This is a genomic window from Mesorhizobium sp. LNHC209A00 (assembly GCF_000502915.1).
GTDB lineage: Bacteria > Pseudomonadota > Alphaproteobacteria > Rhizobiales > Rhizobiaceae > Mesorhizobium.
In genome coordinates this window covers 150,577-176,137 of sequence record NZ_AYWT01000001.1, presented here as the reverse complement: position 1 = coordinate 176,137, position 25,561 = coordinate 150,577, and the positions used below count along the sequence as shown (strand labels likewise).

21 protein-coding genes and 1 pseudogene are annotated in these 25,561 nt (G+C 62.6%); 17 read left to right on the top strand and 5 right to left on the bottom strand.

The genetic code is table 11. The features are described 5' to 3' along the window. The first annotated feature begins 139 nt into the window (after positions 1–139). Positions 140–964, top strand: coding sequence for a PopZ family protein (locus tag X739_RS164910; RefSeq protein ID WP_023791600.1), 825 nt, complete (start codon positions 140–142; stop codon positions 962–964). Between the two features lie 59 nt (positions 965–1,023). On the opposite strand, the gene X739_RS164915 is transcribed toward X739_RS164910, so the two are convergent. Then, positions 1,024–1,656, bottom strand: coding sequence for a VOC family protein (locus X739_RS164915; protein ID WP_023791596.1), 633 nt, complete (start codon positions 1,654–1,656; stop codon positions 1,024–1,026). A gap of 266 nt (positions 1,657–1,922) precedes the next feature. On the opposite strand from X739_RS164915, the gene X739_RS164920 reads away from it, so the two are divergent. From X739_RS164920 to X739_RS164935, 4 genes are all read left to right on the top strand, one after another. Further along, complete coding sequence (locus X739_RS164920; RefSeq protein ID WP_023783171.1) at positions 1,923–4,706, top strand: valine--tRNA ligase; 2,784 nt, start codon at positions 1,923–1,925, stop codon at positions 4,704–4,706. Positions 4,707–5,065: 359 nt separating this feature from the next. Then, on the top strand, positions 5,066–6,313 hold the full coding sequence (locus X739_RS164925) for an OmpP1/FadL family transporter (RefSeq protein WP_023769950.1): 1,248 nt from the start codon (positions 5,066–5,068) through the stop codon (positions 6,311–6,313). A gap of 290 nt (positions 6,314–6,603) precedes the next feature. Further along, entirely contained in the window at positions 6,604–8,328 is a 1,725-nt protein-coding gene (gene ilvD, locus X739_RS164930; RefSeq protein ID WP_023769951.1) for a dihydroxy-acid dehydratase, read from the top strand. Beyond that, positions 8,315–9,163 (top strand): tetratricopeptide repeat protein, encoded by an 849-nt coding sequence (locus X739_RS164935; RefSeq protein ID WP_031240932.1) that lies wholly within the window; start codon positions 8,315–8,317, stop codon positions 9,161–9,163. Before ilvD ends, X739_RS164935 begins: the two co-directional genes overlap by 14 nt. 23 nt (positions 9,164–9,186) lie before the next feature. Here the strand turns inward: X739_RS164935 and X739_RS1000000171305 are convergent. The 4 genes and pseudogenes from X739_RS1000000171305 to erpA form a co-directional block, all read right to left on the bottom strand. Next, positions 9,187–9,505 (bottom strand): annotated as a pseudogene (locus tag X739_RS1000000171305) (hypothetical protein). Positions 9,506–9,555: 50 nt separating this feature from the next. Further along, on the bottom strand, positions 9,556–10,353 hold the full coding sequence (gene xth / locus X739_RS164940; protein ID WP_023791591.1) for an exodeoxyribonuclease III: 798 nt from the start codon (positions 10,351–10,353) through the stop codon (positions 9,556–9,558). Between the two features lie 7 nt (positions 10,354–10,360). After that, positions 10,361–10,753, bottom strand: coding sequence for a VOC family protein (locus X739_RS164945; RefSeq protein ID WP_023791588.1), 393 nt, complete (start codon positions 10,751–10,753; stop codon positions 10,361–10,363). Positions 10,754–10,760: 7 nt separating this feature from the next. Next, positions 10,761–11,108 carry an iron-sulfur cluster insertion protein ErpA gene (gene erpA / locus X739_RS164950; RefSeq protein WP_031251908.1) on the bottom strand — a complete coding sequence of 116 codons (348 nt, stop codon included), beginning with the start codon at positions 11,106–11,108 and terminating at the stop codon, positions 10,761–10,763. Between the two features lie 76 nt (positions 11,109–11,184). Here erpA and X739_RS164955 point away from each other — a divergent pair, with 76 nt between their 5' ends. The 12 genes from X739_RS164955 (at position 11,185) to X739_RS165010 (ending at position 25,534) form a co-directional block, all read left to right on the top strand. Then, a complete protein-coding gene (locus X739_RS164955; RefSeq protein ID WP_023769957.1) occupies positions 11,185–12,399 on the top strand; it encodes a deoxyguanosinetriphosphate triphosphohydrolase in 1,215 nt (404 codons plus the stop codon). A 59-nt stretch (positions 12,400–12,458) separates the two neighbouring features. Beyond that, entirely contained in the window at positions 12,459–14,216 is a 1,758-nt protein-coding gene (gene argS / locus X739_RS164960; protein WP_023791583.1) for an arginine--tRNA ligase, read from the top strand. Positions 14,217–14,319: 103 nt separating this feature from the next. After that, on the top strand, positions 14,320–17,865 hold the full coding sequence (locus X739_RS164965) for an SPOR domain-containing protein (RefSeq protein WP_023791578.1): 3,546 nt from the start codon (positions 14,320–14,322) through the stop codon (positions 17,863–17,865). A gap of 133 nt (positions 17,866–17,998) precedes the next feature. Beyond that, positions 17,999–19,018: a beta-N-acetylhexosaminidase gene (nagZ, locus tag X739_RS164970; RefSeq protein ID WP_023783178.1), complete on the top strand. Its 1,020-nt coding sequence runs from the start codon at positions 17,999–18,001 to the stop codon at positions 19,016–19,018. A 62-nt stretch (positions 19,019–19,080) separates the two neighbouring features. Then, positions 19,081–19,881 carry a ScpA family protein gene (locus tag X739_RS164975; protein ID WP_023769961.1) on the top strand — a complete coding sequence of 267 codons (801 nt, stop codon included), beginning with the start codon at positions 19,081–19,083 and terminating at the stop codon, positions 19,879–19,881. Then, on the top strand, positions 19,878–20,642 hold the full coding sequence (scpB, locus tag X739_RS164980; RefSeq protein ID WP_023769962.1) for an SMC-Scp complex subunit ScpB: 765 nt from the start codon (positions 19,878–19,880) through the stop codon (positions 20,640–20,642). The genes X739_RS164975 and scpB overlap by 4 nt, the downstream gene beginning before the upstream one ends. Before the next feature lie 180 nt (positions 20,643–20,822). Continuing rightward, entirely contained in the window at positions 20,823–21,044 is a 222-nt protein-coding gene (locus X739_RS164985) for a twin-arginine translocase TatA/TatE family subunit (RefSeq protein ID WP_015317533.1), read from the top strand. A 29-nt stretch (positions 21,045–21,073) separates the two neighbouring features. Then, positions 21,074–21,841 (top strand): Sec-independent protein translocase protein TatB, encoded by a 768-nt coding sequence (tatB, locus tag X739_RS164990; RefSeq protein WP_023769964.1) that lies wholly within the window; start codon positions 21,074–21,076, stop codon positions 21,839–21,841. Further along, the gene (tatC, locus tag X739_RS164995; protein ID WP_023769965.1) at positions 21,838–22,713 is read left to right on the top strand and encodes a twin-arginine translocase subunit TatC; all 876 of its coding nucleotides are present in this window, start codon (positions 21,838–21,840) and stop codon (positions 22,711–22,713) included. The genes tatB and tatC overlap by 4 nt, the downstream gene beginning before the upstream one ends. 102 nt (positions 22,714–22,815) lie before the next feature. After that, the gene (gene serS, locus X739_RS165000; RefSeq protein WP_023769966.1) at positions 22,816–24,120 is read left to right on the top strand and encodes a serine--tRNA ligase; all 1,305 of its coding nucleotides are present in this window, start codon (positions 22,816–22,818) and stop codon (positions 24,118–24,120) included. Next, positions 24,120–24,878, top strand: a complete 759-nt coding sequence (surE, locus tag X739_RS165005; RefSeq protein ID WP_023769967.1) for a 5'/3'-nucleotidase SurE — start codon at positions 24,120–24,122, stop codon at positions 24,876–24,878. Before serS ends, surE begins: the two co-directional genes overlap by 1 nt. Next, positions 24,875–25,534 (top strand): protein-L-isoaspartate(D-aspartate) O-methyltransferase, encoded by a 660-nt coding sequence (locus X739_RS165010; protein ID WP_023769968.1) that lies wholly within the window; start codon positions 24,875–24,877, stop codon positions 25,532–25,534. The genes surE and X739_RS165010 overlap by 4 nt, the downstream gene beginning before the upstream one ends. Positions 25,535–25,561 lie beyond the last annotated feature (27 nt).

Sequence of the window (25,561 nt, the reverse complement as noted above, 5' to 3'; positions counted from 1 at the left end):
TAATCTGTTGAAATCCCACATGTCCCCAGATTGGGGATTCTCGTGCGGCGATCCGTCGGTTACGCTGTCTCCATGATTCGAATCCGGCTTTGCCGGAGCGGAAAATCTGCAACGGGTCACAAGGGCGGCGGATGTGACGATGGCAACGGCAAGCAGCGCGCAGCGCGAACCTTCCATGGAAGAGATACTGGCTTCCATCAGGAGGATCATCGAAGACAGCGACAATGGCCGCAAGCAGCCCGGCGAGGCCGACGAATTGCAGCAGGACCTGGAACCGGCGCCGAGCGCTGTCGCGGCCGCCGACATCGATGCGTTCCGCGCCGAATTGCATGCTGTGCCCGAGGTCAGGAATCCGGTTGCTACGGCCGAAAAAATCCAGGCGCAGCCGGCGATCGCGCGCATGGACGCGCCGCCGCGTGCCGATCCGGCTCCGGACAGGACGCCGATGACACTGGCCGAGGTCGGCGCCCGGGTTGCTGCCGAGCCTGCCGCGGACGCGCCACCGGCTCCCCCGGAGATTGGGACAAGTGAAGCCATCGTCGCCGATTGGCGGCGCGAGATCGCGGCGGTTGGCGAGCAAGCCAAGGCGATGCCGGATCGTAGCATCCGCAAGCCAGCGGCACAGCCGGAGGTTTCGGCAAGCAAACCAGTGGTGGCGGAAGCTGCGGTCGACCGGGCTCCTTCAAGCGATGCTCCAACGGGTACGGCTGAGGCGCGCGCGGGGGCGAACGAAACGCCCGTGGTGCGTCCCGCGATTCTATCCGAACATACCGGCCGCCAGGTCGCGGCCGCCTTCGGCGAGCTGTCCGACGCCTTTGCCAGCCGCAGCAAGAAGACATTCGACGAGATGGCCGAAGAAATGCTGCGGCCGATGCTGCAGGATTGGCTGGACAACAATCTGCCGACGCTGGTCGAGCGCCTGGTGCGCGAGGAGATCGAGCGCGTTGCGCGCGGCGCGCAATAATCTCCTCCAATGACCACTCTCGAAACGCCGCCCATGAGGCGGCGTTTTTGTCGATGAGGTCAGCCCGCGCTGGTCGCGAAGCAGATGAGGTTGCCGTCGGGGTCTTTGATGATGAAGGTGCGGGCGCCCCAGGGTTCGGTACGCAATGTCTGGTGGAATGGGGCCGTGGCCGCCTGATACTCCAGAAACAGAGCCTTGATGTTGTCGATAACGATCGTCGCCGCCAGTAGGTCATCGGTCGAATTGGCGGCGAGTGGAGGCTTGTCGACATGGCGCAGGTTGAGCCGTGCGCCATCGCGGATGATTTGGGCGTAGAAGGGCGGCTCGCCATAGGTGAAGCGCGTCTCGAAGCCGAGCTTTTGCCGGTAGAAATTACAGGCCGCTACGATGTCGCAGACAAAGAGCTGTGGCTCGGCAAGGGCGAGATGCGGTTTTGCGGCGTCTGTTGCTGCATGATCGGTCATGGTTTGAAGGCCTTCCTTCAGCGCCTGCCAGCTCTCGAATCCTGACTTCCTGGCGACGAGTTCCTGGGCGTCGGTAAGCTTGAAGCCGTGATCGAGAATCTGGCTGTCGCTGAGATGGTGGAAACGCGGCAAGAGCCATCCAATCACAGCGGCGACGGGATAATACCGTTCGCGATGCCATTTCAGATAGAGCTTGGCCTGTTTCTTGTGGTGTTCGAGGGTCGGCATGGACGCATTGTGGGGTTGAGGTGGCGTAGGCGGGCAATGCCCCTCCGGCTGGAAGCCGATGCGCCCTACTGCAGCGCCCGCACGGTATGGCTGCGACGCCTGGCGGTCAAGGTGCGAATGCCACGCGCCACGACCTTACGTTGAAATGACCGTGGACACACCTATTTGCTTCTCATGAACCGAGGCGGCCCTTGCGGTTGACTTGGCCAAGACCTTCCGGTTTACACCGAACCAGCAAAAATCCCGACAGCGCGGACCGTTTTCCCATGCTTGAAAAGACCTACGACGCAAAGACCGTAGAGCCGAAGATCGCCAAAGTATGGGAAGAGGCGGACGCCTTCCGCGCGGGCGCTGGGGCGGAGGAGGGGGCGGAGGCCTTTACCATCGTCATTCCGCCGCCCAACGTCACCGGCTCGCTGCATATGGGCCATGCGCTCAACAACACACTGCAGGACATTCTGGTCCGCTTCGAGCGCATGCGCGGCAAGAATGTCCTGTGGCAGCCCGGCATGGACCATGCAGGCATCGCCACGCAGATGGTGGTCGAACGGCAATTGATGGAAAAGCAGATCCATCGCCGCGATCTCACGCGCGAGGAATTCATCGAGAAAGTGTGGGAGTGGAAGGCCGAATCGGGCGGCGCGATCTTCAATCAACTGAAACGTCTCGGCGCTTCCGCCGATTGGTCGCGCGAACGCTTCACCATGGACGAGGGCCTGTCCAGGGCCGTGCTCGAAGTCTTCGTCACGCTCTACAAGGAAGGGCTGATCTACAAGGACAAGCGCCTTGTGAACTGGGACCCGAAGCTGTTGACCGCGATCTCCGATCTCGAGGTCGAGCAGCAGGAGGTCAACGGCAATCTCTGGCACTTCCGCTATCCGGTCGAAGGCGGGACGTTCGATCCCGAGAATCCAAAAAGCTTCGTCATCGTGGCGACGACTCGTCCCGAGACAATGCTGGGCGACACTGCTGTCGCGGTGAATCCAGAGGACGACCGGTTCCGACATCTCGTCGGCAAGAACGTCGTCCTGCCGATCGTCGGGCGCAAGATCCCTGTCGTGGCCGACGAGTATTCCGATCCGGAAAAGGGGTCCGGAGCGGTCAAGATCACGCCGGCGCATGATTTCAACGACTTCGAGGTCGGCAAGCGCCACAAGCTGCCGGCGATCAACATCCTGACCGTCGAGGCCGCCATCAAGCTCAGGGATAATGAGGACTTCCTCGCCGGCGTCGAGGTGACACCGGAGCGCCAGGCCGTCTGGGACCAGCTCGACGGCCTCGACCGTTTCGTTGCGCGTAAGAAGATCGTCGAACTGATGGAGGCCGGCGGCTTCCTCGACAAGGTCGAGCCGCACCGCCACGCGGTGCCCCATGGCGACCGCGGCGGCGTGCCGATCGAACCGTTCCTGACCGAGCAGTGGTACGCCAACGCGGCGGAACTCGCCAAGCCGGCGATCGCCTCGGTGCGCGAGGGGCGCACCAACTTCGTGCCGAAGAACTGGGAAAAAACCTATTTCGACTGGATGGAGAACATCCAGCCCTGGTGCATTTCGCGCCAGCTCTGGTGGGGCCACCAGATCCCTGCCTGGTACGGGCCGGACGGGCGTGTCTTCGTCGAGAAGACCGAGGAAGAGGCGCTGAGTGCGGCGATCGAATATTATCTGGCGCTCGAAGGCCCCTGGAAGGCCTGGGTCGAGGACAAGCTGGAAAACTTCAAGCCGGGCGAAATCCTGACCCGTGACGAGGACGTGCTCGACACCTGGTTCTCGTCGGCACTGTGGCCGTTCTCGACTTTGGGATGGCCGGACCAGACGCCGGAACTGAAAACCTATTACCAGACCGACGTGTTGGTGACCGGCTTCGACATCATCTTCTTCTGGGTTGCCCGCATGATGATGATGGGCCTGCACTTCATGGATGAGGAGCCTTTCCACACCGTCTATGTGCATGCGCTGGTGCGCGACAAGAACGGGGCCAAGATGTCGAAGTCGAAAGGCAACGTCATCGATCCGCTCGACCTGATCGACGAATATGGCGCCGATGCGCTGCGCTTCACGCTGACGGTGATGGCGGCACAGGGGCGCGACGTGAAGCTCGATCCGGCGCGTATCGCCGGCTACCGCAATTTCGGTACCAAGCTGTGGAACGCGACGCGCTTCGCCGAGATGAACGAGGTCGCCCGCAACGACGATTTTTGGCTGAACGACGCCAAGCTCGCGGTCAACCGCTGGATCCTGACCGAACTGACGCGCGCCGCGCGCGAGATCACCGACGGCATCACCTCATATCGCTTCAACGAGGCGGCTGGAGCCGCCTACCGCTTCGTCTGGAACCTGTTCTGCGACTGGTATCTGGAACTCTTGAAGCCGGTGTTCATGGGCTCGGACGGGGCCGCCAAGGCCGAAAGCCGCGCCTGCGTCGCCTTTGTGCTCGACGAGATCTACAAGCTCCTGCATCCGATGATGCCGTTCATGACCGAGGAGCTCTGGGCGCAGACGGCGGGCGAGGGCAGGGATCGGGGCTCGCTGCTGTGCCATGCCGCATGGCCGTCGCCGGATTTCGAGGACCATGAAGCGGCTGGCGACATCAACTGGCTGGTCGATCTCGTCTCTGGCATCCGCTCGGTGCGCTCGGAGATGAACGTGCCGCCGGCAGCCATTGGTCCGCTGGTGGTGGTCGGCGCCAACGAGGTGACGCGCGAGCGGCTGGTTCGCGAAGAGTCCGCGATCAAACGGCTGGCGCGTGTCGGCGACATCTCGCTCGCCGATGCGGCACCCAAGGGGTCGGCACAGATCGTGCTAAACGAGGCGACGATCTGCCTGCCGCTCGGCAGCCTGATCGACCTCACCGCGGAGGCCGCGCGGCTGCGGAAGGAACTGGCCAAGGTCACCGAGGAAATCGCGCGCCTGCACAAGAAGCTGTCGAACGAGAAGTTCGTCGCCAGCGCGCCGGCCGAGATCGTCGAAGGCGAGCGGGAAAAGCTCGCCGAATATCGCGACGCGCAGGACAAGCTTTTGGTGGCGCTGACTAGGGTTCGCGACGCAGGTTGAGGGATAGATTCGAGGACTTTAGCCCCGTCTAAAATGGCAGTGCTTCTGCCTCGAAAGGAGGCATTCCGTTGCGTGAATGTTGACGTAAACGGAAGTTTTAGCCCCATTGTTGCCATAATGTAACAATGGGGCCGAGACCCCCTGGAAATGGCTGTTTTTGAGCCTTTTGAGGCGGCTTTTCTTCATTTCAGGGTCGGACAAGTGCGCCTAGGGCCGTTTTTCCGCCCTGCGGTTGCCCTCAGCATTTTGTCGGAAATGCGTTTGGCAAGCATGTACACGTACGCCCCAAGAATTCGTTATTGCACCGTTAACCCGAATTGGTTCTAGCTTGATGCACTAGTTATTCGGGGAGGACATCCATGAACAATTCGCGTCTGAAAGCACTGCTGGGAGCAGGATGCTTTTCGCTGGCTTTGGTGGGTGCGGCGATGAACCCGGCGCATGCCGGCGGCATTGAGCGCGGCGGCTACGACATCGATCTGCTTTTCGATCCGGCGCCGTTCGCGACAGAAGCGGAAGCGACTTATGTGATGCCGCAACGCAAGCTCAAGAATGCGGTGGATACAGATCCAAGTGATGGAAACGTGACGTTCTTGGGCAGCACGGCGAATGACAGCGAGAGCTATTGGGTGCCTCGCATCGGCGTTAAGGCGCAGGTCGTCCAGGGCGTCGACTGTATGTTCGACTATTCGCAGCCCTGGGGTGCACACACCAATCCAGGCCTGTGGGCCGGTGCCGAGTCCAATATGGAAACCGACATCAAGAGCAACAACTATGCTGGTACTTGCTCTTACAAGATGGACGCCGGCAAGGGCCAGATCCGCTTTATCGGAGGCGTCTACTATCAGGAAGTCCATGGCTTCAAGCAAGATCTGGTATCGCCGCTGGTGCCTGGCTTCCAGGGCACCGGCCGTGTTGATCTCAAAGGCACGGGCTGGGGCTGGCGCGCCGGCTTGGCCTATGAAATTCCTGAGATCGCGCTGCGAGCGAGCCTCGTCTATAATTCGCGGGTCAAGCTCGACAACATCACGGGCACACTGGATTTGACACATGTTGGCAGCGTCGTGCTCCCGATCTACGGCGCGACCGAGTACATGCCGGATACGGTAGAATTGAAGTTGCAGTCAGGCATAGCGCCAGGTTGGCTCGCCTTTGGATCGCTCAAGTGGGTCAACTGGAGCCTGTTGCAGAGCGTTCCGATTTGCGTCCAAGGCACTCCCGCTGCGGCATGCGTTACAGGAGATGCTCTGCATTCAGGCCAGATCACCTCGCTGGATCTGATGTACCGTGACGGCTGGACGGTGACCGGCGGTATCGGCCATAAATTCAACGACGCCTGGAGCGCGGCCGGTCAGCTTTCCTGGGATCGCGGCACCTCGCACGGCTATGGTTCGCAAACCGATACCTGGACGCTGGGCGGTGGCGTCGCCTACACACCCAAGCCCAATATCGAGGTTCGTCTGGCTGGCGCGATTGGCGTCCTGACCAGCGGCCATTCGGGCACAGTGGCCGGTGAGAACGGCTACGTTGCCGGCAAAGAGGTCAGCTATGACTTCGGCAACGACCTGGTCACCGCGATTTCCGGTGGCCTCAAGATCAAGTTCTAAGTCTTTGAAAATAATAGTAAAAGGTCGGGCTCTGTCCGGCCTTCTACGTTTAGCTCCGCTTTTTCGGTAATCCATTTATGCAAGCGCGTTGCATATGGCCGCGCTGTAGACCCCCTCCCGCAATTGTGACGTTTTGGCAACACTTTCTGAACAACCCCTGCGCTAGAAGTCAGGCCGAGGAAATTGCCCATTTCCCGCCATAAACCCGGCGCACCTCGAACCTCGTCTCGGGACACGCGCCAAAAGGCTCGGCGATGGGACAGGCCGCACCGCCCGCGGCAAGGAAGAGAATGGACGCCAAGGTCATCTCAAAGGCTAAGCTCCCTAGCCGCCATGTGACTGTCGGTCCGGCGCGTGCACCGCACCGGTCCTATCTGTATGCCATGGGCCTCTCTTCGGCAGAGATCGCGCAGCCGCTGGTCGGCGTCGCATCCTGCTGGAACGAAGCGGCACCCTGCAATATTTCGCTGATGCGCCAGGCGCAGGTGGTCAAGAAGGGCGTCGCGGCCGCCAACGGTACGCCGCGCGAATTCTGCACCATCACAGTCACCGACGGCATCGCCATGGGCCACCAGGGTATGAAGTCGTCGCTGGTGTCGCGCGAGGTCATCGCCGATTCGGTCGAGCTCACCATGCGCGGCCATTGCTACGATGCGTTGGTCGGGCTCGCCGGCTGCGACAAGTCGCTGCCCGGCATGATGATGGCCATGGTGCGGCTCAACGTGCCGTCGATTTTCATCTATGGCGGTTCGATCCTGCCCGGCAGCTATCGCGGCCGCCAGATCACCGTGCAGGATGTGTTCGAGGCTGTCGGGCAGCACTCGGTCGGCACCATCGGCGATGCCGAGCTGCTCGAAATCGAGCAGGCCGCCTGTCCCTCGGCCGGCTCCTGCGGTGCCCAGTTCACCGCCAACACCATGGCCACCGTCGCGGAGGCAATCGGTCTCGCGCTGCCTTATTCCTGCGGAGCGCCGGCACCCTACGAAATGCGCGACCGCTTCAATTTCGCTTCCGGCGAAAAAATCATGGAGCTGATCGCCAAAAACATCCGCCCGCGCGACATCGTCACGTTGGAGGCGCTGGAAAACGCGGCGACCGTGGTCTCGGCCACCGGTGGCTCGACCAATGCGGCACTGCACCTGCCGGCGATCGCGCATGAGGCGGGGATCAAGTTCGACCTGTTCGACGTGGCGCGCATCTTCGAGAAGACGCCTTATATCGCCGACCTCAAGCCGGGCGGCAAATATGTCGCCAAGGACATGTTCGAGGCCGGCGGCATTCCGCTGCTGATGAAGACGCTGCTCGACCATGGCTATCTGCATGGCGATTGCCTGACGGTCACTGGCCGCACTTTGGCCGAAAATATGGAGCACGTTGTCTGGAATGAACACCAGGATGTGGTCCGCCCGGCCGACAGACCAATTACCCAAACCGGTGGTGTCGTGGGCTTGAGGGGAAACCTAGCCCCCGAAGGCGCGATCGTGAAGGTCGCGGGCATGGCGGAGTTGAAATTCTCCGGTCCGGCGCGCTGCTTCGATTCGGAAGAGGAATGTTTCGAAGCGGTGACGCATCGCAACTACCGGGAAGGCGAGGTTCTGGTCATCCGCTATGAGGGACCGCGTGGCGGCCCTGGCATGCGCGAGATGCTGTCGACGACGGCGGCACTCTACGGCCAGGGCATGGGCGGCAAGGTCGCATTGATCACCGACGGTCGCTTCTCGGGCGCCACACGCGGCTTCTGCATCGGCCATGTCGGGCCAGAAGCGGCCGTTGGCGGTCCGATCGGTCTCGTCAAGGATGGCGACGTGATTACGATCGACGCGGTGAACGGCACGATAGAGGTGGCGCTGTCCGATAGCGAGCTGGCGGCTCGGGCGAAGACATGGAAGGCGCGTACGACCGACTATCAGTCGGGCGCGATATGGAAATACGCACAGACGGTGGGATCCGCCCGGGATGGCGCGGTCACCCATCCGGGCGGTGCGAAAGAAACACACTGCTATGCGGATATCTGAGTTGTTGAAGTCAACACCAGAGTTGCTGAGGTCATCTGTTCTTCCGGCACTGGTCGCGGTTGCGATCTTTGGCGCCGTGGGCCAGGCCATGGCTTTCGACGACAAGGTGTTCGACGACAAGACCGGAGTGAAGCCGCAGTCGAGCCCCTGGGCGGTGTTCCAGTTCGGCTTCTCCGCCTACAAGAACGGCCACAAGGAACAGGCAGCCGAGGCCTATAAATACGCCGCCGAGAACGGCCAGATCGGCGCCACCTGGAAGCTTGCCCGCATGTATGCCGAAGGCGACGGCGTGGCCCGCGACGATTATGAGGCGTTCAAGTTCTTCTCGGAGATTGTCGACCAGGATGTCGAGCCCGGCTCTCCTGAAGAAAGCTACGTCTCCGATGCGCTGGTGGCGCTGGGCGACTATCTGCGCAAGGGCATTCCCGGCAGCCCGGTCAGCGAGAACGAGGTGGCGGCGCAGGAATACTACATGCGCGCCGCCGCCAATTACCGCAATCCGAACGCCCAGTTCGAGATGGGACAGATGTTCCTGAAGGGCGAGGGCGGCGTGAAGGCCAGCGTCAGGCAGGCCGGGCGCTGGTTCCAACTCGCCGCCGAGAAGGGCCATGCCGGCGCGCAGGCGACGCTTGGCCATCTCTTGTTCCAGAGCGGCAAGGTCGTGCGCGGCCTAGCGATGATGACAGCGGCCCTCGAGCGTGCTTCCCCGGCCGATCAGCCCTGGATCCGCGGCATGCAGGAAGAGGCCTTCGCCGCTGCCGGCGAAGCGGACCGCCGCACCGCGATCTCGCTGGCGGACGATATCCTGACCAAGGGCAGCAACGCCGATCAGTAAGGTTCTTTCGAGGAACCTGAAAATCAGTTTTCGCTTGGCTCCGTCGGCACCATGCTTGGCGCGGGTGTGGAGATCGGCGTGACGAGCGGGTGCGGCGCCATCGTGTTTTGCGGGGCAGCTATCGCCGACCTTTGTCCACGACGTGTTGTTGAGCACCATGTCGCAGCGAGCCAAATGACTCTGATCGGCGACCGTCAGACAAGCGACCTGGCCGACCGGATAGGATTTTCCATTGGCAAGACATTCCTGCGCGGCGAAGGCCGGCACGATCGCGGCCGTGGCGAATGCCAAGCCGATCGGACAAAGAGCAGATCGAACGGTCATGGGAACCCCAGCCGCCATGATGATCTCCCATCATGCGTCGGAATGTGGCGATATGAGGGTTTCTCTGGTTATCCGGCCGGCTGCAGCGCGAGGTTGATCGCTACCGGGACGTGATCGGACGGTTTTTCCCAGGCGCGCACATGCTTTTCGATCGAAGCCGATGAGAACCGGTTCGCGGCTTCCGGCGACAACAGCAGATGGTCGATGCGGATGCCGTTGTTCTTCTGCCAGGCGCCGGCCTGATAATCCCAGAACGTGTAGGTTTCAGGCGCATCGGTGACCGCACGCACCGCTTCGGTAAAGCCGAGGTTCAGCAACCGGCGGAAGGCCTGCCGCGTCCGCGGCTGGAACAGCGCGTCGCCCAGCCAGTTCTCCGGAAACCGTGCGTCGATCGGCTCGGGGATCACATTGTAGTCGCCGGCCAGCACCAGCGCCTCTTCCAGCGTCAGGCGCTCCTGCGCCCACCGCTCCAGCCGCGCCATCCACGACAGCTTGTAGGGGAACTTCTTCTCGTCATCGACCGGATTGCCGTTGGGCAGATAGAGCGAGGCGACACGAAGCGCGCCCTTGTCGGTCGAAAAAACACCTTCGATGAAACGTGCCTGCTCGTCGATGTCATCGCCCGGCAGGCCCCTAATGACCTCGTCGAAAGGAAGCTTCGACAGCAGGGCGACGCCGTTGAAGCCTTTCTGGCCATGGGTTTCGACATTATAGCCAAGCGCCTCGATCTCGGCGCGCGGGAACTGCTCGTCGACAGTCTTGATCTCCTGCAGGCAGACAATGTCGGGCGCGCTCTCGGTCAGCCAATGGGTCAGGTTGCCGATGCGGGCGCGCACGCCATTGATGTTCCAGGTGACGATTTTCATGACGGTCTCATTGTTCTTGCGACGGAAGGCGTTCGACCAAACCGATCGTATTGCCTGCCGGGTCCTTTATAAAGGCCATCCATTCGCTTTCCCCCGCCGGGCCGAACTGGCCTTCGGTGTCGCGATGGAGATCGGAAGAGCACACGTCTGNGGGAATGCCGGCTGCCTTGGCCTCGGCGTGGAAGGCTTCAAGGCCTGACATGTCGAGATAGAGGGTGCCGGCGGGGATGCCATCGGTGAACAACAACCTGACATCGCCGGCCATGATGAAGGCGATGCCGGGCGGATCGTAGCGGGCATGAATGCTCATACCGAGGACGTCGCGCCAAAAGGCCAGCGTCGCGTCAAGGTCGCGACCGGCCGAGAGCGCAACCTGACGAACCGCGCCAGTTGCGGGCATCTCGGTCCTAGATGGAGAAGCTGGTGCCGCAGCCGCAGGAGGCGACCGCATTCGGGTTCCTGATCTGGAACGATTGACCCATAAGATCGTCGACGAAGTCGATCACCGAACCACCCATATAGACCAGCGACAAATCGTCGATCAGCACCGTGGCACCATCCTTCTCGATGGCGATGTCGTCGTCGTTGCGTGTGTCGACCAGATCGAATTTGTAGGAAAAGCCGGAGCAGCCGCCACCTTCGACGGAGACACGCAGCGCCGTCTTGCCGGCTTCGGCCGAAACAATCCTGGCGATCCGCTTGGCCGCGGCCTCGGTCATATCGACTTTCATGGTAGTTTTGGCATCCGCGCCCATGGGCGTCACCTTGCTTTCGGTTTCACATGATAGGTATGAAGCGCGACGGGGCAAGTCAACTGCGGCAGCATCAGCCATGACAAATGAGCTTGGCGACATCGGTTTTGGCTATCGGCCGCGCGCGGCCTACGCCACCGATCCCGCACGTTCGCGCGGCCGGCTGTTCGACGAGCTGGAAAGTCCGACCCGCACGCCGTTTCAGCGTGACCGCGACCGGATCATCCATTCGACGGCGTTTCGGCGGCTCAAGCACAAGACGCAAGTCTTCATCGCCCACGAAGGCGACCACTACCGCACAAGGCTGACCCATTCGATCGAAGTGGCACAGATCGCACGTGCCTTGGCGCGGGCGCTGCGCGGCGACGAGGATCTCGCCGAGGCGGTGGCGCTGGTGCATGATTTCGGCCACACGCCTTTTGGCCACACAGGCGAGGACGCGCTGAACGAAAAGATGGCGGCCTGGGGCGGCTTCGATCACAACGCACAATCGCTGCGCATCGTGACGAGGCTGGAGGCGCGCTATGCTGAATTCGACGGGCTCAATCTGAGCTGGGAGACGCTGGAAGGCCTGGTCAAGCACAATGGTCCGCTCACCGACAGTAACGGCCAAGGCCTGAAAGGGCCGGTGCCGCAGGCGATCCGCGACTACTCGCAATTGCAGGATCTCGAACTCGACCGGTTCGCCGGCATCGAAGCGCAGTGCGCGGCGATTGCCGACGATATCGCCTACAACACGCATGATATCGACGATGGGCTGCGGTCAGGGCTGCTGACGCTTGACATGCTGAAGGCCGTTTCGCTGCCTGGGACGATCCTGAAGAGTGTGCGCGAGCGCTATCCCAGGCTTGATGACGTGCGCACCGGCCACGAATTGATGCGACGCCAGATCACGGCCATGGTCGAGGATGTGATCAAGTCGACCACCGCTAATCTGGAGCGGATCAGGCCGCTGAGCGCCGACGCGGTGAGGGCGGCTGGCGAAACGATGGTAACCTTTTCGATAGAGATGGCGGAAGCCGAGAAGGAACTGAAGGCCTTCCTCTACAAGCATCTCTACCGGCACGAGGAGGTCATGCGGGTGCGTGCGGACGCCGAGCAGATCGTCCGGGACCTGTTCGACGTCTATTTCGCCGACCCGCGCGCCATGCCGGACGGCTGGCGCGAAGGGCTGGACCGCGCCGAGGATCGCATCAAAGCGCGCAGCGTCGCCGATTTCCTGGCCGGCATGACCGACACCTACGCGCTCAAGGAACATAGGCGTTTGTTTGACCGCACCCCGGATTTGAGCTAGGGCGGGCTCGATTTGCCGGCCAAAGGGCCGGATTCGTCATAAGCCACCGAGCATACACCATGAACATCTTCGCCGATTTCACCGCGCGAGTCACAAAGGCTGTCCAAGCGCTTGATCTGAGGGACCAGGACGGCGTTTCGCCTGATCTGTCGCGTATTGCCGTCGAGCCGCCGCGCGACGCCAGCCATGGCGATCTCGCGACCAATGCGGCGATGGTGCTGGCCAAGCCAACCGGACAGAACCCGCGCGCGCTGGCCGAAAGATTGGCAGACGCCCTGCGGGCCGACAAGGATGTCGCCGCCGCCGAGGTCGCCGGTCCCGGCTTCGTCAATCTCAGGCTCCAGGACGGTTTCTGGCAGGCGCATCTGTCGGCGCTTTTGGGCGAGGGTCCCAACTATGGCCGCTCGATGGTCGGCGCCGGCCGGAAAACCAATGTCGAATATGTCTCGGCCAATCCGACCGGGCCTATGCATGTAGGCCATTGCCGCGGCGCCGTCGTCGGGGATGCGCTCGCCAACCTGATGGCGTTCGCCGGTTACGACGTGACCAAGGAATATGTCATCAACGACGCCGGCTCGCAGATCGACGTGCTCGGGCGCTCGGCGATGTTGCGCTATCGCGAGGCGCTTGGCGACGATATAGGCGAGATTCCGGCAGGACTTTATCCCGGTGACTATCTGGTCTCCGTCGGCGAGGCTCTGGTCAGGGAGTTTGGCCGTTCCTTGCTGCAGATGCCCGATGACGAGGCATTGGCCATCGTCAAGGATCGCACCATAGATGCGATGATGGTGATGATCCGCGAGGACCTTGCTCTGCTCAACGTGCATCACGACGTGTTCTTCTCCGAACGCACGCTGCATGCCGACAGTGCCAGGAAGATCCGCTCGGCGATCAACGACCTGACGCTGAAGGGCCACATCTACAAGGGCAAGCTGCCGCCGCCCAAGGGCGAGAAGCCGGACGACTGGGAAGACCGCGAACAGACGCTGTTCCGCTCGACCGCCGTCGGCGATGACATGGATCGGGCGCTGGTCAAGTCCGACGGCTCGTTCACCTATTTCGCGGCTGACGTGGCTTATCTCAAGGACAAAGTCGACCGCGGCTTCGTCGATCTGATCTATGTTCTCGGCGCCGACCATGGCGGCTACGTCAAGCGCCTGGAAGCCTTGGCGCGGGCCATTGCCGGCGACGATGTCAAGCTCACCGTTCTCCTGTGCAATCTCGTCAAGCTGTTTCGCGATGGCGAGCCGGTGCGGATGTCGAAGCGGTCCGGTGACTTCGTGACGCTGCGCGAGGTGGTGGAAGAAGTCGGACGCGATCCGATCCGCTTCATGATGCTTTATCGCAAGAATGATGCGCCGCTCGATTTCGACTTCGCCAAGGTGACCGAACAGTCCAAGGACAATCCGGTGTTTTACGTGCAGTACGCCTCGGCGCGCTGCCATTCGGTGTTCCGGCAGGCGAGCGAACAATTGGGCGAGGCGAATTTCGACCGCAACAGCCTGGCGGCAGCGTCAACGTCGTTGACCGACGAAGGTGAAATCGGCTTGATCAGGAAGCTTGCCGAATATCCGCGCCTGATCGAGTCCGCCGCTCTTGCGCTCGAGCCGCATCGGCTGGCATTTTATCTTTATGATCTTGCTTCCAGTTTCCATGGACACTGGAACCGGGGTACGGATAATCCGGACTTACGTTTTGTTAAGGTTAACAACCGACAATTGACGCATGCCAGACTAGGGCTGGTGCAGGCTGTTTCGGATGTTCTGACGTCCGGCCTGACGTTGATCGGGGCCGCCGCGCCAACCGAGATGCGTTAGGTTTGACTAAAAAACCTGTCACCTTTTGCCCACATTGCGCTGGTAAGGGCCAACCCTGCGCGACGTCCATGGCGTCCGAATGAGTGCGAGTTCGGGAACAATAATGGCAGACAGAACCCAGCTGAGAGTAGCCGACAACAACGACATCGCCGCCGATGATCCGTTCGCGGAACTGACCAGGATCATGGGATTCGACCCCCGCCAGCCGGTCAAGCCGCAGGCGCCGGCGGAGCCGAAAGCCGCGGTCGCCGATCAGGCTGCGGGAGGGGGCGATTTCGACATCGATCTCGAGAAGGAACTGATGGGCGAATTCGACGCTGCCGATAGCGTCGCCGCTCCGCTTGTCGAGGCTCATGAGCCGGCATTCGAGCCAATCGATGTGTCGGATGACGATCTCGCGCTGTCGCTTGATGACGATTTTCACCTGGACATGGCTGAGGTCGATGACCGGACGGTGGCCGCCAGCCATGCCGGCGCCGCGGAAGCCGTGCCGTCCGTCGAGCCTGCCGTCGACGCCGATTTCGACAATGCAGTGGCCAGCTCGCTCGAAGACGTTTCGGCCTTTGACGACGATCTGCCGATGGAAGACGAGCTTGCCGCTTCCCTCGACCGGGACTTCCATATCGAGGACGAGGCCGCCGAGCCCCGGTATGCCGTTGAATCGCCGGTTGCGGAAGTGCCGGCGGCGGCCGAGCCGGCTTTCCATCAAGAATACGACGATGCCGTTGCGATCTCGCTCGAAGACGAGCTGATGCTCGACGACCATTCGACGGATCAGCGCCAAGTGGCTGCTGCCGAATATCCAGAGCCGGCGCCGGCCGCCGCGAATGAGACCCAGTCGATCTCCGGCGACGATTTTGTTGGTCAGTTCGACGACGCCATGGCCGATGTCGACGTGGATTTTGACGTTCAGGCCGATGAGCCAGAGGCTTTCGAGGAGCCGCGAGCGCATGAGTTGCGTGCCGATGTCATCGGCACGAAGGACGAGATTCCAGGCGCTGAAGCCATTTCGAATGACGCTTTCGACCTGGATTTGGACGAGGCGTTTGCAGAGCCCGCCGAAGAGCCCGTCGCCGGAATTGCAGCGGCTCCCGCGCTGCCGATGGCGCCCGCGGCAGCCATCGCGTCGCCACTGCAGGCGCCCATCACGGACGAACGAAGCCTCGAAGACGAGTTGAACGCGCTTCTTGGCGCCATGACCGCGCGCACGCTGCCGTCGGCCAAGGAGCCGGCCATGGCTCAGCCGGTCGTGACCCAGCCGGCCGCCGCGCCTGTTCAGCCGCCACTCGTTACGACTGCAAAGGCCGCGGAGGAACCTGTCGATCTTGTTGGTGATCTCGACTGGGATCTCGATGAAGCAGCGTCCCAGGATGTGCATCAGTCCGGTTCCGCCCAGGCCGCCGATGTTGACCTCGACGACCTGCTGCTCGACGAGCTTCGGGATCAGGATTTCGGCTCGGAGGCCGCTGAACAGGGCGAGGTCGATTTCGACAATGGCGTCTCCGACGCAACCCGGGCCAAGGGCATCGACCCGCATGAGGAAACAGCTTCCCTGCAGGATCAAGCCGATTCGCTCGATTGGCTGGCGGAACGCTCCGCGCCGTCGGAGCCGGCCCGTTCGTGGAGCCGCGTGACACCGGTTCCCCAGCAGCCGGCATTTACCGCGCAGCCTGCCGCCTCGATGGCGGCCTGGACGGCAGCACCGGAAATGGCCGCGGTGCCGTCCTACCGTCCGGCCGAGCCGGTTGCGGCCGCTCCCTACGTGGCTCCATCGGCACCGCAGGCGCAGCAGTCCTCCCGTTACGAAGAGATGCCCGATGTCGAGACGGTCGATGTGCCGGAGCGCGTGGTGGCGCTGGCCGACGATCTCGACATTCCAGAGTTGCATTTCGAGGACGATGAGCCGGTAGCATCCGGTTATGACGATCTCGACGCTGAATTCGCCAGCCTTCTGACTGAAATGAATTCGGTGGAGGTCGCGCCAGCTTCCGCCAGCAGCGCCGCCTATGCGGATGAATCCTATAATGCCGGGTTCAATCCGGGATACGGTGCGGCCAATCCGGGATATGGTAACGCCACTCCGGGATACGGCAACGCCACTCCGGGATATGACGCGGTCACTCCGGGATATGACGCGGTCAATCCGGGATATGACGCAGTCAATCCGGGATATGACGCGGTCAATCCGGGATATGAAGAATCCAGGCCGGCCTATCAACCGGAAGCGCGGACCTATGCGGCACGGCCGGCGGAAACGCCTGCCCGCGCGGCGGCGGCGTCGACCTATGCCGACGCTGCTGAAGGGTTCGATGATCTGCCCGGCAGCCAGCCGATCTCGCAGGCGGACGACTTCACCGTCGATGAACTCGACTACGATCCCGAACTGGACGAAGCGATGTCGGTTCCGGGTCTCGGCGAGCGCGAAGCCGCCAGGTCGTCCGGCCGGCGGGGCCTCTTCATCGCGGCGATTGTCGGTGCCGTGGCGGTCGCGGGCGGTCTCGGCGCCTTTGCGCTGTCTTTCGGCGGCAAGGGCGGCAGTGAGGCTCCGGTGATCGTCAAGGCCGACAATTCACCGATCAAGATCAAGCCGGAAAATCCGGGCGGCACCGTGGTGCCGAACCAGGACAACAAGGTCTATGACGCGGTGGTCAAGGGCGTGAAGCCGGCCGAGCCGGTCCAGCAGAAGCTCGTCACCAACGCCGAGGAGCCGGTGGACGTGCAGGCGAAGGACCCGGCCCGCGCCGCCGATCTTTCTTCCGACCAGAACGCTGCCGGCGGCACGGATGGCGGAGGCGACATCTCGACCGCTGGTGCGGCCCCCGCCAATATAGCAGCGCCCACGCCGAAGTCGGAGGATCGCATCGCGCAGGTCCTGCAGGAAGCCGACAAGGGCACCAGCAACGACGTCGTTGCCGTTGCGCCGCGCAAGGTCAGGACCATGGTGGTCAAGTCCGACGGCTCGCTGGTGGCGCGTGAGGATCCGACGCCGGCGGCACCCCAGGTCGCCGCGGCGGAGCCGACCGATCCGGCACCACAGCATGTGGCGCCTGCCGCGCAGGCCAATGCCGACCAGACTGGCGCTGATCAGACTGGCGCCGACCTGACTGGCGCCGACCAGACCGGTACCGCCCAGACCGGTACCGCCCAGACTGGCACCGGTACCGCCCAGGCTGGCACCGACCAGACTGGCACCGTGGCGCCCGCCGCCGCGCAGGCCGACGATGAGCCGGCTCTGAAGCCCGCGGCCAAGCCTGCCAAGGCTGAAGCCAAGGCGCAGTCTGCCAACACGCCGGCCAAGGTTGCTATCGCGCCGCAGCGTCCGTCCGACCAGCCGGTCGACGTGGTCGGCGAGGTCAAGCCAGATCAGGTCGCTTCCATCGATCCCGCCTCGACCGCGACCGGCAGCGGTTCGTGGTCGATGCAGATCGCTTCTCAGCCGACGGTAGAGAGTGCCCAGTCGACCTATCAGGACCTGCAGCGCCGCTACGGAAGCGTGCTTTCCGGCCGCACGGCCAACATCGTCAAGGCCGAGATCGCCGGCAAGGGCACGTTCTACCGCGTGCGCGTTCCGGCTCAGTCGCGCAACGATGCGATCAATTTGTGCACCAGCTACAAGACCGCGGGCGGCAACTGCTTCGTCTCGCGCTAGACGTCGATCGAATCTCTCAAAGTCGGCGCGGCCCCAAGGCCGCGCCGACTTTTTCATGGGGAAGCTTGTTTTGCAGCCGGCCATGCGGTCAGGGATGATTCCCTTTGAACGCGCGAAGCCCTAGACTCCTGAAATGACCGAATCAAAATCCATGATCCTCGGCTGTGCCGGGAAAACGCTCACCCGCGAAGAAATCCGTTTCTATCGCAATGAGTGCCCGTGGGCCTTCATCCTGTTTGCCCGCAACATCGGCGAGGCCGAGCAGATCCGCGACCTGGTCGCCGAGATGCGCGATTGTATCGGGCGCCCGGACGCGCTGGTGTTCATCGACCAGGAAGGCGGCAGGGTGCAACGCCTGCGACCGCCGCTGGCGCCGAACTATCCGGCCGGTGGCGCGCTGGGGGCGCTTTGGCGCGACGATCACGACGCCGGCGCGCGCGCCGCCTGGCTGATGGCGCGGCTGCATGCCTTCGACCTGCTGCGCTACGGCATATCGGCGGATTGCCTGCCGGTGCTCGACGTCCCGATCGAAGGGGCCAGCGATGTCATCGGTGCGCGTGCCTATGGCAAGGATCCGCGTCCGGTCATCGAACTCGGTCGCGCCGCGGCCGAAGGCCTGATGTCGGGCGGCGTGCTGCCCGTGATGAAGCATGTTCCGGGGCACGGCCGGGCGTTTGCGGACACCCATTTCGAGCTGCCTGTCGTCGACGCGTCGCTCAGCGATCTGCAACGGCACGACTTTGCCCCGTTCCGCGAACTCAACCATCTGCCGATGGCGATGACCGCGCATGTCGTCTACAGCGCCATCGATCCCAAGAACCCGGCGACCACTTCCGGCAAGGTCATCGACGAGATCATCCGCCGCGAGATCGGCTTCGACGGGCTCTTGATGAGCGACGACACCTCGATGAAGGCACTTTCTGGGGATTTCCCGACAAAGGCCGCCTCGATCCTTGCGGCGGGCTGTGATCTGGTCCTTCACTGCAACGGCGTTTTCGAGGAGATGGCGGGGATCGCATCGCGCACCAAAGGCCTTGAAGGCAAGTCGCTGGAGCGTGCCAAGCGGGCAATGACCTATATAAAGAAAAGCGACACGGTAGAAGAAACCGAGATACGCGCTGAATTCGCCACCTATTTCGACGCGGTGGCATAACCAGGGGAAGCGACAGGGCAGTGGCGGAAGCATTGGAAAGCAAGGCTCCGAAGGCCGCACCGATGGACCGCCTGTGGGCCGAGAATGACGATTCACGCGTCACCGGCGATCCGTCGCTGGTCGTCGACGTGGCCGGCTTCGAAGGCCCCCTCGACCTTCTCCTGCACCTTGCCCGTACCCAGAAGGTCGATCTGGCGCGCATTTCGATCGTGGCACTGGTCGAGCAATATCTGACCTTTGTCGAGACGGCGAGGGCGCTGCGGCTCGAACTTGCCGCCGACTATCTGGTGATGGCGGCTTGGCTGGCCTTCCTCAAGTCGAAGCTGCTGATCCCCAAGCAGCCGGGCGAGGAGGGCGAAAGCGGTGAGGAACTGGCGGCGGTGCTGCAGTTCCGGCTGAAGCGGCTCGAAGCCATGCGCGACGCGTCGGCGCGTCTGGTCAACCGCAACCGGCTCGGTCGCGACGTGTTCGCGCGCGGCATGCCTGAAATGGTGATCATCGAGAAGCGCAACGCCTATTCAGCGTCGCTCTACGACTTGCTGACGGCCTATGCCCAGCAGCGGCAGAAGCAGGCGATCAACAACGTGACGATCGCCAGGCGCGGTGTCTGGTCGCTCAAGGACGCGCGCGACATCCTGACCCGCCTTGTCGGGGCTGTAAGCGACTGGATGACACTGGAAAGTTTCCTGATCGTGTACATGACCAGCCCCGAGGAAAGGCGCACGGCGATCGCCAGTTCCTTCGCGGCAACATTGGAACTGGTGCGCGACGGCACGATGGACGTGCGGCAGGATCAGACATTTGCCCCGATCTATTTGCGCGGCCGCACGCAAGCAATCAAGGCAGTCGAGGTGGCACCATGAGCGAACGCGCCAACGCTTCGGTTATCCCGTTCAACGTCGAGGACGAGCCTGGGCAGGAGTCGTTCTCCGAGGATTTGGCCGAGCAGGTGCAAAACCCGGCCGAGCGTCCGCATATGGCGGATGCCGTGCGCATGGCGGAGGCGATCGTGTTCGCCAGCGCCGAACCCGTCAGCGAAAAGCAGCTTGCCGCACGCCTTCCCGATGGCATCAATGTCGCGCTAGCCATGAGGGAGCTGCAGCGGATCTACGCCCGGCGCGGCGTCAATCTGGTGCGGGTCGGCGATGCCTGGGCCTTCCGAACCGCCGGCGACCTGGCCTTCCTGATGAGCCGCGATACGGTGCAGCAGCGCAAGCTGTCACGGGCGGCGCTCGAGGTGCTGGCGATCATAGCCTACCACCAGCCGGTGACGCGCGCCGAGATCGAGGACATCAGAGGCGTCGAGACCTCGAAGGGGACGCTGGACACGCTGCTTGAGACGGAATGGGTGCGCATGCGCGGCCGCCGAAAGACGCCCGGCCGCCCCGTCACCTATGGCACCACGGAAACCTTCCTCGACCATTTTGCGCTCGAGGAAATCCGTGATCTTCCAGGCATGGAGGAACTGAAGGGCGCCGGCCTGCTTTCAGGCCGCATGCCGTCGAATTTCTCCATCCCGCAACCGCCGGCCGATCCCGACGCGCTGACCGAGGACGAGGATCCGCTGACCGACATCGACCTCGAGGAGCTCGGTCTGCTGACGCCGCGCGTCACGGAAGATTGACCACGAGCGCCTTTCAAAAGCTGCTTTCCGGCTTTACATGCGCCGTTTGGTAGCGGGCCGCATCGGCGAAAATGCGTGACATCCGTCGGCCTTTCATAAACTCTGTCGCGGTTGTGTTTGAATCCCAAAGCGAAAACGCATAGATCATCGCCAGGGAAAACATTCGAGAGAGATTTGGCTATGGGTTCATTTTCGATTTGGCACTGGATGATCGTGCTGGTGATCGTGCTGCTGGTGTTCGGCCGCGGCAAGATTCCCGAGCTGATGGGTGACATGGCCAAGGGCATCAAGAGCTTCAAGAAGGGCATGGCCGACGATGACGTTGCCGACGACAAGCGCACCGTCGAACACCGTGCCGACGAGACCGTTTCGGCCGCGAAGGAAAAGGCCAGCAAGAGCTGAGCCAGAAGTTCTAGTCGGAACAGATTGCCATGTTTGAAGTCGGCTGGACCGAAATGCTGGTGATCGCGATCGTCATGATCGTGGTCGTCGGGCCGAAGGATTTGCCCAACATGCTGCGCACATTCGGCCGCACGACGGCGAAGCTGCGCGCCATGGCCGCCGATTTCCAGAAGCAATTCAACGAGGCTTTGAAGGAAGCCGAGCTCGACGAGGTCAAAAAGTCGGTCGACGAACTCCGGGGTCTCAGTCCAGTCGCCGAGATCAAGAAGCAGCTCAATCCGTTCGAGCAGGCGGCGGTCGATGTGCGCGCCGGCGTCGACGCGGCGATGAAGCCGAAGCCGGCCGCCGATCCGTCGGCCCCTGCCGCGGCGACGCCACAGGCGGCCGAGCCGTTGAAGAACGGTGCAACGACCATGCCTGGCGTCAATGGCCCGGAAGCCACGACACCGGGATCGATTTTCCCGGCGATGACTGATGAATCGGTGGTGGCGGCTTCCACGGAACCGAAGGCATCCAAGAAAACCGCCAAGGCGGTATCGGCCGCAAAAGCGCCGTCCAAGGCCTCGGCATCCATGAAGGCGGTGGCGGCAAAAGCTTTACCCGCGGGGGCGGCAAAAACCGCACCCGTGGCCAGGGCCTCGACAAGGGCCACGACACCGGCAGCGCCTGAAACCGCGGCTGTGACGAAGCCTGCCGTGGCCAAGGCGCCTGCTGCCAAGGCGTCCGCGAAAACCGAACCGAAACCTGCTGTGGCCAAGAAGCCGGCAGCCAAAAAGACGGCTGGAGCCGCCAAGTGAGCGTTTCGGACAAGGAAAAGGACGAGATCGAAAAATCGTCGGCGCCTCTGATGGAGCATCTGATCGAGCTGCGCAGACGCCTGATCTGGTCTCTTGGCGGCTTCTTCGTAGCCTTCCTGGTTTGCTTCTTCTTCGCCAAGCGGCTGTTCAACCTTCTGGTTGTTCCCTTCAAATGGGCGACGAAATGGGCAGGGCTCGACCCGCACAAGGTCGAGCTGATCTATACCGCGCCGCAGGAATTCTTCTTTACGCAGGTCAAGCTCGCCATGTTCGGCGGCATGGTCATCGCCTTTCCGCTGATCGCCACGCAAATCTACAAATTCATTGCGCCCGGCCTCTACAAGAACGAGCGCAATGCCTTCCTGCCGTTCCTGATCGCATCGCCCATCCTGTTCCTGATGGGCGCCTCGCTGGTCTATTTCTTCTTCACGCCGATGGTGATGTGGTTCTTCCTCGCCATGCAGCAGGTCGGCACCGACGACCAGGTACAGATTTCGCTGCTGCCGAAAGTGTCGGAATATCTCAGCCTGATCATGACGCTGATCTTCTCCTTCGGCCTGGTGTTCCAGCTGCCGGTGGTAACCAGCCTGATGACGCGCGTCGGCATGCTGTCGTCCAAGGCGCTGGCCGAAAAACGCAAATGGGCGATCGTCATCGCCTTTATCGTTGCCGCGGTGCTGACACCTCCGGATCCGATGAGCCAGATCGGCCTGGCCATTCCGACCATCCTTCTCTACGAGGTTTCCATCTGGGCCGCGCGGTGGATCGAGCGCGACCAGGAGAAACAGCGGCTTGCGCGCGAGAAGCAGGAAGCCGGCGAGACCGTGGCCGACAAGGCGCCGGACGAGCCGCCAGCGCCGGCAGCCTCGTAGGGCATCGGCGGCGGCGGAAAACGACAACCGCCGCCCTGCCCATCTTGCATCGATCAAGGATGCGGTTTACGCCCCTCAAACCTAGCTTGAGGACGGACAACCATGCTTGACATCAAATGGATTCGCGACAACCCGAAGGCCCTTGTCGAGGCGCTCACCAAGCGCTCGTGGTCGGCGGATGAAGCGCAGTCCACGGTCGACGGGCTGATCGCCAAGGATGAGGCGCGGCGCGAACATCTCACCGAGCTGCAGACCAGGCAGGAGCGCCGCAACGCCGCCTCGAAGGAGATCGGCAACGCCATGCGTTCGGGCGATGCCGCGCTTGCCGAGAAACTCAAGGCCGAAGTCGGCGAGATCAAGACCTTCATCCAGAACGGCGAGGCGCGCGAGCGCGAGCTCGACAAGGCGCTGAACGATGCGCTGGCGGTGCTGCCCAATGTGCCCTTCGACGACGTGCCGGTCGGCAAGGACGAGCACGACAATGTCGTCAAGCATCTTGTCGGCAAGGCGCCGACGCGGCCAAACTGGGTGAAGGAGCATTTCGAAATCGGCGAAGCGCTCGGCATGATGGATTTCGAGCGCGCGGCGAAACTTTCGGGATCGCGCTTCACCGTGCTCAGGAGTGGCCTGGCGCGGATGGAACGCGCGATCGGCCAGTTCATGCTCGACCTGCACACGACCGAGCATGGCTATGAGGAAGTGATCCCGCCGCTGATGGTGAAGGACGACGTTCTGTTCGGCACCAACCAGTTGCCGAAGTTCGAGGACGATCTGTTCTTCACGCCACATGGGGAGGGCAGGCTTGGCCTGATCCCGACCGCCGAGGTGCCGCTCACCAACCTCGTGCGCGAAGAAATCACGGCGCATGATAAGCTGCCGCTGCGCTTCACGGCGCTGACGCCCTGCTTCCGTTCGGAGGCAGGCTCGGCGGGACGCGATACGCGCGGCATGTTGCGCCAGCACCAGTTTTACAAGGTCGAGCTGGTGTCGATCACCGACCAGGAGTCTTCGCTTGCCGAACATGAGCGGATGACGCAATGCGCCGAAGAGGTGCTGAGGCGGCTGGAATTGCCGTTCCGCACCATGGTGCTGTGCACCGGCGACATGGGGTTTGGCGCGCGCAAGACCTACGACATCGAGGTCTGGCTGCCGGGACAGAACGCCTATCGCGAAATCTCGTCCTGCTCGGTGTGCGGCGATTTCCAGGCGCGCCGCATGGATGCCCGTTACAAGGACAAGGATGGCAAGAGCAACCGCTTCGTCCATACGCTGAACGGTTCGGGCACCGCTGTCGGCCGCGCGCTCATAGCTGTCATCGAAAACTACCAGAATGAGGATGGCAGCGTAACCATTCCTGAAGTGCTGCGGCCTTACATGGGCGGTCTGGAAAAGATCGAATCGAAATAATGCGCATTCTTCTGACCAATGACGACGGCATTCATGCCGAAGGCCTGGCGTCGCTCGAACGCGTCGCCCGCACGCTGTCAGACGATGTCTGGGTGGTGGCGCCGGAGCAAGACCAGTCCGGCTATGCGCATTCGCTGTCGATCTCGGAGCCGCTGCGGTTGCGGAAAATCGGCGAAAGGCATTTTGCCGTGCGCGGCACGCCAACCGATTGCGTCATCATGGGCGTCAAGAAGATCCTGCCCGGTGCGCCCGACCTGATCCTGTCCGGTATCAATTCGGGCGCCAACATCGCCGACGACGTGACCTATTCCGGTACCGTCGCCGGCGCCATGGAAGGCGCGCTGCTCGGTATCCGGTCGATAGCGCTCAGCCAGGGCTACAGCACTGTCGGCGAGGACCGCGTCGTCCCTTACGAGACCACTGAGGCGCTGGCGCCGGCACTGCTGAGGAAGCTCGTGGCGACGCCGCTGCCGGACGGCGTCCTGCTCAACGTCAATTTTCCCAACTGCCTTCCCGAGGAAGTGGCCGGCACGGTGGTCACCACGCAGGGCAAGCTGGTGCACAGCCTGTGGGTCGACGAGCGCCGCGACGGGCGCGGCCTGCCTTATTACTGGCTGCGCTTCGGCCGCGAGCCGGTCGAGGGCAAGCAGGGCACCGACCTCTTTGCCCTGCGCAACAGGCTGGTGTCGGTGACGCCGCTGCAGCTTGACCTTACCGCGCATGAGATCCGCGACCAGCTGAGCAAGGCGCTTGCATGAATCAGGGCTTTCCAATCGATGATCGCGAAGGATTTGCCGCCTTCCTGCTGCGCCTGCGCGGCAGGGGAACGGTGCCGAAGGCGCTGATCGCGGCTTTCGAGGCAACGCCGCGGCGCGGCTTCCTGGCAGCGCAATATCACCAGATCGCCTGGTCGGACCGCATGCTGCCGATCGAATGCGGCGAAGCGATCGAAGGGGCGGATCTGCAGGCGGCGGTGATCGCCGCACTCGCCATAGAAACGGGAAACCGCGTGCTCGAGATCGGCACCGGCTCCGGCTACACGTCGGCTGTCATGTCGCGGCTGGCGGCGCGGGTCGTGACCGTGGATCGCTACAAGACGCTGGTCGAGCAGGCCAGGCAGCGTTTCGAGGCACTCGGCATCGGCAATGCCATCGTGCGGCAGGCCGATGGTTCCAACGGATTGCCCAATGAAGGGCCGTTTGACCGCATCGTCGCTTGGGCGGCATTCGACAGCCTGCCGCGCTTCCTGCTCGACCAATTGTCGAGCGGCGGCATCGTCATCGCGCCGATCGGGCCGGAGGAGGGCGAGCAGGTGCTGGCCAAGCTCACCAAGGTCGGCAGCCGTTTCGAGCGCGAGGATATCGGTCTCGTGCGGCTGCAGCCGATCCTGCGCAGCATTGCAGCGGTTATCTAGTTTCCGGCCGGTCGCAGGATCTCTTTC

Excerpts from the sequence above, each read along its gene's own strand:
- nagZ (WP_023783178.1), top strand. The coding sequence starts at position 17,999 with ATGACCGAATCAAAATCCATGATCCTCGGCTGTGCCGGGAAAACGCTC.
- surE (WP_023769967.1), top strand. The coding sequence starts at position 24,120 with ATGCGCATTCTTCTGACCAATGACGACGGCATTCATGCCGAAGGCCTG.
- X739_RS164985 (WP_015317533.1), top strand. The coding sequence starts at position 20,823 with ATGGGTTCATTTTCGATTTGGCACTGGATGATCGTGCTGGTGATCGTG.
- xth (WP_023791591.1), bottom strand. The coding sequence starts at position 10,353 with ATGAAAATCGTCACCTGGAACATCAATGGCGTGCGCGCCCGCATCGGC.
- scpB (WP_023769962.1), top strand. The coding sequence starts at position 19,878 with ATGAGCGAACGCGCCAACGCTTCGGTTATCCCGTTCAACGTCGAGGAC.
- tatB (WP_023769964.1), top strand. The coding sequence starts at position 21,074 with ATGTTTGAAGTCGGCTGGACCGAAATGCTGGTGATCGCGATCGTCATG.
- X739_RS164915 (WP_023791596.1), bottom strand. The coding sequence starts at position 1,656 with ATGCCGACCCTCGAACACCACAAGAAACAGGCCAAGCTCTATCTGAAA.
- X739_RS164955 (WP_023769957.1), top strand. The coding sequence starts at position 11,185 with ATGACAAATGAGCTTGGCGACATCGGTTTTGGCTATCGGCCGCGCGCG.
- X739_RS165010 (WP_023769968.1), top strand. The coding sequence starts at position 24,875 with ATGAATCAGGGCTTTCCAATCGATGATCGCGAAGGATTTGCCGCCTTC.
- erpA (WP_031251908.1), bottom strand. The coding sequence starts at position 11,108 with ATGGGCGCGGATGCCAAAACTACCATGAAAGTCGATATGACCGAGGCC.
- X739_RS164935 (WP_031240932.1), top strand. The coding sequence starts at position 8,315 with ATGCGGATATCTGAGTTGTTGAAGTCAACACCAGAGTTGCTGAGGTCA.
- X739_RS164965 (WP_023791578.1), top strand. The coding sequence starts at position 14,320 with ATGGCAGACAGAACCCAGCTGAGAGTAGCCGACAACAACGACATCGCC.
- X739_RS164910 (WP_023791600.1), top strand. The coding sequence starts at position 140 with ATGGCAACGGCAAGCAGCGCGCAGCGCGAACCTTCCATGGAAGAGATA.
- argS (WP_023791583.1), top strand. The coding sequence starts at position 12,459 with ATGAACATCTTCGCCGATTTCACCGCGCGAGTCACAAAGGCTGTCCAA.
- X739_RS164975 (WP_023769961.1), top strand. The coding sequence starts at position 19,081 with ATGGACCGCCTGTGGGCCGAGAATGACGATTCACGCGTCACCGGCGAT.
- X739_RS164925 (WP_023769950.1), top strand. The coding sequence starts at position 5,066 with ATGAACAATTCGCGTCTGAAAGCACTGCTGGGAGCAGGATGCTTTTCG.
- ilvD (WP_023769951.1), top strand. The coding sequence starts at position 6,604 with ATGGACGCCAAGGTCATCTCAAAGGCTAAGCTCCCTAGCCGCCATGTG.
- X739_RS164920 (WP_023783171.1), top strand. The coding sequence starts at position 1,923 with ATGCTTGAAAAGACCTACGACGCAAAGACCGTAGAGCCGAAGATCGCC.
- serS (WP_023769966.1), top strand. The coding sequence starts at position 22,816 with ATGCTTGACATCAAATGGATTCGCGACAACCCGAAGGCCCTTGTCGAG.